Source organism: Candidatus Bathyarchaeota archaeon (assembly GCA_029882535.1).
Classification (GTDB): domain Archaea; phylum Thermoproteota; class Bathyarchaeia; order Bathyarchaeales; family SOJC01; genus JAOUKM01.
This window is the reverse complement of record JAOUKM010000048.1, coordinates 1-7,929: the sequence shown is the minus strand read 5'-3', so window position 1 is coordinate 7,929 and position 7,929 is coordinate 1. Positions and strand designations below refer to the sequence as shown.

The following is a 7,929-nucleotide window of genomic DNA, read 5'->3' as shown; positions in this document are numbered from 1 at the left end:
CGGCAGGCGAAGCCCCATATCTAGACGAGTTGGATGCAGAGGCAATCGGCGCTGGTCCAGATGTCACTTGGATGCGAGACGGAGTTGTTTGGCCTCAACCAGGCACTATTGCACCGCCACACGACGCAGGATGGGTAGAGTATGTTGCAGACGCCGCAGCTTTCGCTGAAGCCATAGCTATGAAATTCGAGATCGTAATTCCGCCACCGAAAGGACGCTACGAATGGGCCATAGTGGGCCGCGACTCAGCAGCAGTAGACTCAGCGGGCGCATCCATGGTCACAGCAGCCTTCAAGAACAAAGGAATCGAGCTCGGCCTCAGCGGACTAGACATGCTAGACAACAACTTCGGACCACGAATCCCATACGTACACAACTTCTTCACAGGCAACGGAACCCTACGTGAAAGCTACTACGACCAACTGGAGCGAACAGCATTGAAAGACGACTACTGCCACACCTGGCCAGTAGCCAGCAGCAACATAATCACCGTAGGCGGACCCGCAGCAAACCTAGACTCAGAATACTGGAATGACTTCACAGACGCCTTCATGACAGGCCCACCATTCACCGACCAGTACGGCTACGGACTCTACCTACTTGGCTCATGGGACTACCACTTCCAAGCAGCAAGGTCACCAGGAACCGATTGGGGATTCGGAATAGTCTCGACGTATAAGGACTTGAACGGCACAGTCGGATTCATCGTCTGGGGATGGACCGGAGAAGACACCTACTTCATAACCAAATGGCTACACGAAGGCGGCCTCATAGAGCTGCAAGACATGAACCCATGTGCAACAACAATCAAGCTTGAAATATACTATGGAGATCATCCACCACGTGTCTACATAGACAGGACATTAGGCACTATAAGCGAGAAACCGCAACATCCAGATCCATAGCTACATCATGCTGGATCAACAAACACCTCTTTTTTTTTGCGTGTGCGCATTTCGAAATATTTCTTGATCTAGGTAAATTCTTTCCTCAAAATATGAACGATTCTTCTACCTGCTTCACCGTCGCCAAACGGGTTCTCCCAGTTGGTGTCAATGTCAAGTATTTTCTTTGCCTTGTCCACAATTTCGTACGGGTTTGTTCCAGCTATCACGTTTGCTCCAACCTCCAAAGTTTCAGGTCGTTCCGTATTATACCTCAAAGTTACGCATGGAACTCGTAAGATGCACGCTTCTTCCTGCACGCCGCCGGAATCTGTTAGAACAAGTTTAGCGTTACTCTCAAGCTGCAGAAAATCCAGATAATCTAATGGTTCGATAAGCATAACTCTCTTCACTTCAATATTGAACACCTTAAGTTGCTTCTTAGCCCTGGGGTGAATCGGATAGACAACTTTGAAACCGAACTCTTTTTGAACAATCTCCAAACCTTTCAGTATCCCCCGAAACCTTTCCGCGTTGTCAACGTTCTCTTGACGATGAACCGTAGCCAAGAAGTAATTACCATCTCCAATGCTTAAACGGCGTTGAATATTGCTCTTTCTCCTTGCTATCTCCAAATTCTGGTAGATGGCGTCAACAATCGTGTTGCCTGTAACAAAGATCTTGTCTTCAGAAATCCCCTCACCTAACAATATGCTCCTAGACTTCTCAGTGGGTGCAAACAACAAGTCCGAACAATGGTCAGCCAAGACCCTGTTGATTTCCTCAGGCATTTGTCTGTCGTAGCTTCTCAAACCAGCTTCTACATGCCCAATCTTGACGCCAAGCTTCACAGCAGCCAAGGCTCCAGCAAGAACGGTGTTAGTATCGCCTTCAACCAAGACAACGTCAAGATCCTCGCTGCAAAACACCTTTTCTATCTCCATCAACATCTTGCCAGTCTGTTCTCCATGACTCCCAGATCCCACATCAAGATTATACTCGGCCTCGGGCAATTCAAGCTGCTCAAAGAAAACCCGATCCATATTATACGAGTAGTGTTGACCTGTGTGAAGGATGAAGTAATCTAAGTCCAAACGCTTACACTCACGAATAACCGGAGACAATTTGATAATCTCAGGCCGAGTGCCCAATACTATCGAAATCTTAATTCTCGACACTCTCCCTTCTTAATCCTTCGACACTTGAAAATCACTGTTCCGCCATGCGTGTATGGCTCTCCAGGTTTCAACACATTGAATATATGCATGCTCCACGCGCGCGTATATATGGGCAATTCTTCCGTTTACATATCTTATTGACCGCTCAGGTTTTTGAAGCTTTGTTTTTCTAGCAATTAGCAGAACCAGACTATCGAGCCTTTTTTGTGATGGGAATTTTGAGTGTCCAGTCTCATTCACTAATCGAAGTTTCTTCCACAAGTCATTTGGAAAGTGATGCTGAATGTTTAATCACAGTTCAGCCAGCGTATGATACCAACCGTATTCATGATAGGTTTTCTTACCATTTTCTGATATAATAAAGTCGATAAACTCTTTGGCTGTTTCTTTGTTTTTTGAGAACCCTATAACAGCTATGCCTGTACTTCTGAAGACTTGAAGATCTCTCGGTAATTCTACAACTTCAATAGTTGCCCTCCATAACTTCTGGAAGGCATCCCAACCAAAGACAGCATCAACTTTCCTTTGGTTAATCAAAGCCATGACGGCCCCACATCCATCAGCAAAATCCGTAACATTCCTTCTTATGCGATCGGTGAGTCCAGCTTTGCTAGAAATGTCATCCCATACTCCTAACAAGCACCCACTAACTGAAATTCCAACTCTAACTCCTTCCCTAGCCAAATCAGAAATTGATTTCATCTTCTTTGGATTCCCCATTGGCACAAGAATAGCAGATCTCCTGTAGCCAACGCTTCTCCTTGTGTGTCTAAGAATCAATCCTCTTTCCTGTGCTTCATCAAGAATGAATTCAGCTCCACATGTCAGTATGTCGCCTCTCTTAAGCTCTGAAATCTCTGAAATGAGGTTTTCAGCTTTCCCCACAGTAAATTCAAAATTCGTGCCAAACTTTGCCGTAAACTCTTTAGCACATTTCTTGACGGGTGGAGCTACTGCACCTGAAGAATAGACATGCAAAGTTTTTTTGTATGACATATCAATGTCTCCAACCTACTCTGTACAACTAGCTTCTTGTACCTATTACGCTTTGCTTAGAGAACTCTTCATCATTTTCTGAAAAGTCTCAAAATCAACGACTTCTTTACATAAGACCAAAAGACGCCAGTAAGATCGAAGCTACTGTGAAGTATATCGTTACAGTAGCTGCATCACTTATCATTGTTGCGAAAGGTCCAGATCCAACAGCTGGGTCTAAGTTAGCTTTCTTGAACAGGAAGGGGAAGCCTGTTGAAATTAAGACAGCGGAAATTATGCTCAGGAACATGGACAGCCCAACGATAAGCCCTAGCGTAGAGTTTTGCCAACCTACAAAGGCAATTGTTGAAAGCAGCAATCCGCACGCTAACGCAAGAGAAAGTGCAACAGCAAACTCTCTTATAAAATAAGACTTCAAAGAGAGTTTTGGGTCAAGAGCTATGCTTCGGACAGCTAGGGTTTCTGACTGAGTGCCAACAGCATCACTTAGATATGCCAAAACTGGGGCAAAAGCTGCGAGAGCCAGCAAGGTGTTCAAAACATGTTCAAAACTGGTTATGATGGAAGCTGTAATTGTTCCTCCCAAAACTCCTATTATGATCCAAGGTAACCTCGTTTTTACCATTGTCAGGGCTGAAGATTTGATTGTGGTGTATTCCTTTCCAACTTTATGAAATATACCACCAAATTTGAAGAAATCTTCACGGACTTCTTCATTGAATATTTGAAGAATAGTATCATAGGGCACAATTCCAAGAAGACGTTTTTCTCGATCAACAACTGGTATCGCTTTTATCTTGTTTGAGAGAGCGAGATAGACGATTCTTTCCTGATGCATCAAAGGATGTATAACAACTAACTTCTTTTTCATGATTTCTTTAACACTAACATCTTTTTCGGAGGCGTGGACTTCTTTAATGGAAACTACACCCTTCAATACGCTACTATCGTCAACAACATACACATAATCTATGGTGTCGAATTTGTTTGCCTTGTCCAAAAGCATCTTCTCAACATCTCTAATTTTCTCGCCAATTCTCACCTGAGGAAATGCTGTAATAATTCGACTTCCAGCAGTGTTAGGAGGGTATCTTTTATTTGGCATGGTTTAAATCTATTCTTTTTCAGTTCATATGAACTTTTGCAGTAAAATGGTCAGAAGAGGCTTCTAGAAAACAGTTCCTTATCTACTTATATCTGCGAAGTACGTTGTATAGAATGGAAGTCAGAAGCGGGATATCAGACTTTTTAGGGTCCTACTTCGGGAGATGTCGCCACTCTGAGTAGGAATGGATCTATTTCTGCATGCATGTAATCATTCAAGACTTTCTGTAATGGATTACCTCAATTGAGAAGGAGTTGGCGAGAGCCATTTAACGCTTAAACCTCTCATTATCCAAATAGTTCAGTGGTGTAGCGGCCTTTGATTCCTATTCGTGACGAGAATCGTTCCCAAACAACCCCTCACATAACACGAATTCTAATACTTGTTAACGCAATAGCTTTCATTCCACTCTTATACTACACACTCTCATACTACGCACTTTTACCTGAAGACAGAGTGATGTATCTGTTTGTAGAGTCGCTCTACGACAACTTCACGATGGTGCCAGCCGACATACTTCAAGCTAAAAATCTACACACGCTCCTTACTTCCATGTTTCTTCATGCCGACATTTTCCATATCGGTGGAAACATGCTCTTCCTCTACATTTTCGGTGACAATGTGGAAGACGCTCTTGGCCACTTTCGCTATCTCTTATTCTATCTAGTCTGTGGCCTTGCAGCGGATTTTGCACACATACTGAGTCTCACAACACTCCCTGAACTTGCCATTCCTACCTTGGGCGCTTCAGGAGCAATCTCTGGCGTGCTTGGAGCGTATATTGTGATGTATCCGAAAGCGAAAATATTGACACTCTTGCTTTTCAGGTTAATCTGGATCGTTCCAATTCCAGCGGTAGTCTTCTTAGGTTTCTGGTTCTTGCTACAACTGCTTTATACGTCGCTCGGTGTAGGCGGTGTAGCTTACTGGGCGCACATCGGCGGCTTCGTTGCAGGTATGATAATGATCTTCGCATTCCGAAAAAAGGCACGCATGCATATAAAAAGCGAGAGTTCGCAAGAGACACCTCTGATTTGAACGCATAAATACAAAAACCTTATTCATAATGAAAATCAACAGGAAGTTCCTCATAGCTAAGTAAAGCATTTAGGATTAGTAGACTCAGATACAAGTGGTGCATGTGGATATGAGTTACTTCGAGCTTTACGTTTCGCATTCCAACATCTTTAGTGGATACCAAAAAGCCTTCAACCAAGCTGACTACGTCGTCGTCGGTGTACCCTTCGACGTGACCAGCACTTACAGAACAGGCTCAAGGTTCGCACCTCTCGCCATACGAGAAGCATCCTTGAACATCGAAACCTACAGCTTCCGCTCAAACCTCGACATAGAAGATTTAAAAATCCACGATCTAGGTGATCTTCACATCAGCAACGACGTAGAAAAAACCTTGAAACGTCTTGAGTACACTGTAAAAGATTTGCTGAAAACCAAGAAAAAACCCATACTCATCGGTGGAGAACACACTCTCACCTTGGGCGCAACGCAAGGCATAGGCGGCAAAAACACTGCCGTAATAAGCCTCGACGCCCACCTAGATCTCCGCAGCCAATATATGGATTTAGCCACAAGCCACACAACCTTTATGCAAAGGCTCAACGAACACGTAAAGCCCGAAAAAATTGTTGAAGTAGGCACCAGAGCCGTCTGCAAAGAAGAATTAACATACGCGAAAAAAGCTGGAATACAATACTTTACAACGAAACAGATACGAGAAAAAGGGTTAGAAGCAACAGTTAAGGCTGTCAGAAAAGCTGTGGAAAACTGCAAAAGAACCTATCTGACAATAGACATGGATGTGCTCGATCCTGCTTTTGCGCCGGCAGTGCAAAACCCGGAGCCAGACGGGGTGTCAATCCAGGTCCTCTTAGACCTTATTTGCAATTTTTGTGACAGCCGCTTGGTTGGTTTAGACTTGGTGGAAGTGGCACCACCCTACGACAAAGGAGTTACGGCAATTCAAGCCGCGAAAATTCTTTTTGAAGCTTTATGCCGTATTGAGAAAGTCCGAAAAAGCTAAGCTTGTTTTACAAGTTTTGCGATGAAAAAACCGTTAGACTCGTGAATATGCGGATACAAGCGTTGACTGCAAGTCTGACCTCTTAGTCCAGGAAGCCCTATTCTGGGCTTGGTTTCTACCAGTGCAAATTCAGAGTTCCATTTCAAAAAGCGTTCAATCAAAACTTCGTTTTCTTCAGTAGTGATACTGCAGGTTGAATAAACTAGGCTGCCGCCTTTCTTAACAAGTTCAGCGCAGTTGTTCAACATTTCCCACTGAATCGCAGCCATTTTCCTTATTGACCGTTTAGAAAGTCGCCACTTAGCCGAGGGCGTTCGACTGAAAACTCCGGTGCTGGTGCATGGCGGATCGAGGATAACAAGGTCAGCCTCGACTTTATGAAAGGGCAAAGGATTATATGCATCCCCAATAATGGGCATGGCAATTTTTACACCCATTCTTTCGATTTCACGTTTCCAAATTCTCGTCCTCCGCTTAGAATAGTCTACTGAGAAGATTTTGCCTCGATTTTCCATTAGTTGAGCTAAATAGGTTGTTTTGGCGCCAGGCGCTGCACAGACATCCAGCACTGTCATACCAGTTTTAGGAGCGGCTACCGCGGCAGCTAGACAACTTGCTTTATCTTGAATGTAGAATAGACCGTTGCTGAAGCTGGAGGTTCTTACTAGAGGCTGCTTATTCTTTATCACCTTGTATGTATGCAACAGCCTTTCTACCTTTTCTAAAATTATTCCTTCACAGCTTATTTTTTTTAGCAACTCTTCTTCGGTCATTTTCAGAGTGTTGACACGAATGTAAGTGGGCGTGTTTGAAAGTGTACTCTCAAAAATATGCAATGCCTCATGACGACCGAACAATTTAAAACAGTATTTCACAAACCAAAACGGCTGAAACATCTGTAAAGAGACTTTTTCTGCATCATCTGAGCCTTCTAAAACCTGCTGTGGCTTTAGACTAAGTAAAGGACCTAAAACCTTCTCAACTTCCTTCAACCTTCGCCATCCTAGAACAGAGCGGCCAATTCCAGCTATGCTTACTGCTCTTTCGTAGCCGTTGTTTCCTCTAATCTTTGTTTCGTAAGTGTAAAGACGCAAAAAAGCAAGATTACTTGGGTGAAAATCGTTGATAGAGTTTGGTTTTAATAGAGAGTTGATCATGTAGTCGATGAAGTTTTGTCTCCTAACAGTTTCCAGCACAAGTTTATGAGCTAAACCTATTGTGTTTGGGCCTTGAATACCTAGCTGTTTTGATGCTTTGACTAAAGCGAGTCTTTCACTTAGTCCTTTCAGCTCAATCCAGCATAGGGTCTCGATGGCTAACGCCCAAGCATCGCGTAGCAACTTCTCACGCACGCACAAATTGATGCAACAGACGATTATTAAAACCTTAACATGCATACTCATCTTTCTATTTTTTTATTTTCCATTTTGAATTTCTCTCAAAAGACTTGATTTCTCTAAATTAGCAATAACAAAAAGGGAGGAAAGGCTAAAAACGAGTTCTTCAGATGTGTTATTCGATGCCAGTTATGGTTATGTCGAAGCTGAAGCTGTCAATTTCACTGATGCCTGATGATACTGACAAAGTTAAGATTGTTTCTAAAACTGAATCGGCACTAACTTGGCTACCTTCGCTGTTCCAGCTTAATGTTATGTACGTTGAGGCTGAAGAGGGGTTCCAGTTGTCGGTTGTCATGTTTAATGTCATGGGAATATTTCCCTCATT

General features: G+C 43.4%; 8 protein-coding genes. 3 read left to right on the top strand and 5 right to left on the bottom strand.

All coding sequences use genetic code 11. The features are described from left to right. The coding region (locus tag OEX01_08935; protein MDH5449105.1) for a hypothetical protein at nt 1–905 on the top strand (905 nt) is incomplete at its 5' end. A 68-nt stretch (nt 906–973) separates the two neighbouring features. Here the strand turns inward: OEX01_08935 and wecB are convergent. The 3 genes from wecB to OEX01_08920 all read right to left on the bottom strand — a co-directional run bounded on the left by wecB (nt 974) and on the right by OEX01_08920 (nt 4,163). Beyond that, complete coding sequence (gene wecB, locus OEX01_08930) at nt 974–2,053, bottom strand: UDP-N-acetylglucosamine 2-epimerase (non-hydrolyzing) (GenBank protein MDH5449104.1); 1,080 nt, start codon at nt 2,051–2,053, stop codon at nt 974–976. 300 nt (nt 2,054–2,353) lie between these two features. Then, nucleotides 2,354–3,058, bottom strand: coding sequence for a substrate-binding domain-containing protein (locus OEX01_08925; GenBank protein ID MDH5449103.1), 705 nt, complete (start codon nt 3,056–3,058; stop codon nt 2,354–2,356). A gap of 106 nt (nt 3,059–3,164) precedes the next feature. Further along, nucleotides 3,165–4,163 carry a magnesium transporter gene (locus tag OEX01_08920; protein MDH5449102.1) on the bottom strand — a complete coding sequence of 333 codons (999 nt, stop codon included), beginning with the start codon at nt 4,161–4,163 and terminating at the stop codon, nt 3,165–3,167. Nucleotides 4,164–4,481: 318 nt separating this feature from the next. On the opposite strand from OEX01_08920, the gene OEX01_08915 reads away from it, so the two are divergent. Both OEX01_08915 and speB read left to right on the top strand, forming a co-directional pair. Continuing rightward, nucleotides 4,482–5,201, top strand: coding sequence for a rhomboid family intramembrane serine protease (locus OEX01_08915; protein MDH5449101.1), 720 nt, complete (start codon nt 4,482–4,484; stop codon nt 5,199–5,201). A 109-nt stretch (nt 5,202–5,310) separates the two neighbouring features. Beyond that, the gene (gene speB / locus OEX01_08910) at nt 5,311–6,204 is read left to right on the top strand and encodes an agmatinase (protein ID MDH5449100.1); all 894 of its coding nucleotides are present in this window, start codon (nt 5,311–5,313) and stop codon (nt 6,202–6,204) included. On the opposite strand, the gene OEX01_08905 is transcribed toward speB, so the two are convergent. Both OEX01_08905 and OEX01_08900 read right to left on the bottom strand, forming a co-directional pair. Then, nucleotides 6,201–7,601 (bottom strand): RsmB/NOP family class I SAM-dependent RNA methyltransferase, encoded by a 1,401-nt coding sequence (locus OEX01_08905; protein ID MDH5449099.1) that lies wholly within the window; start codon nt 7,599–7,601, stop codon nt 6,201–6,203. The two genes, speB and OEX01_08905, sit on opposite strands and share 4 nt — an antisense overlap. A 115-nt stretch (nt 7,602–7,716) precedes the next feature. Further along, on the bottom strand, nt 7,717–7,929 hold a 213-nt coding region (locus tag OEX01_08900), incomplete at its 5' end, for a hypothetical protein (GenBank protein MDH5449098.1).

What these genes read in the sequence shown, in the direction of transcription:
- OEX01_08925 (MDH5449103.1), bottom strand. Translation starts at nt 3,058, where the DNA reads ATGTCATACAAAAAAACTTTGCATGTCTATTCTTCAGGTGCAGTAGCT.
- OEX01_08920 (MDH5449102.1), bottom strand. Translation starts at nt 4,163, where the DNA reads ATGCCAAATAAAAGATACCCTCCTAACACTGCTGGAAGTCGAATTATT.
- speB (MDH5449100.1), top strand. Translation starts at nt 5,311, where the DNA reads ATGAGTTACTTCGAGCTTTACGTTTCGCATTCCAACATCTTTAGTGGA.
- OEX01_08905 (MDH5449099.1), bottom strand. Translation starts at nt 7,601, where the DNA reads ATGCATGTTAAGGTTTTAATAATCGTCTGTTGCATCAATTTGTGCGTG.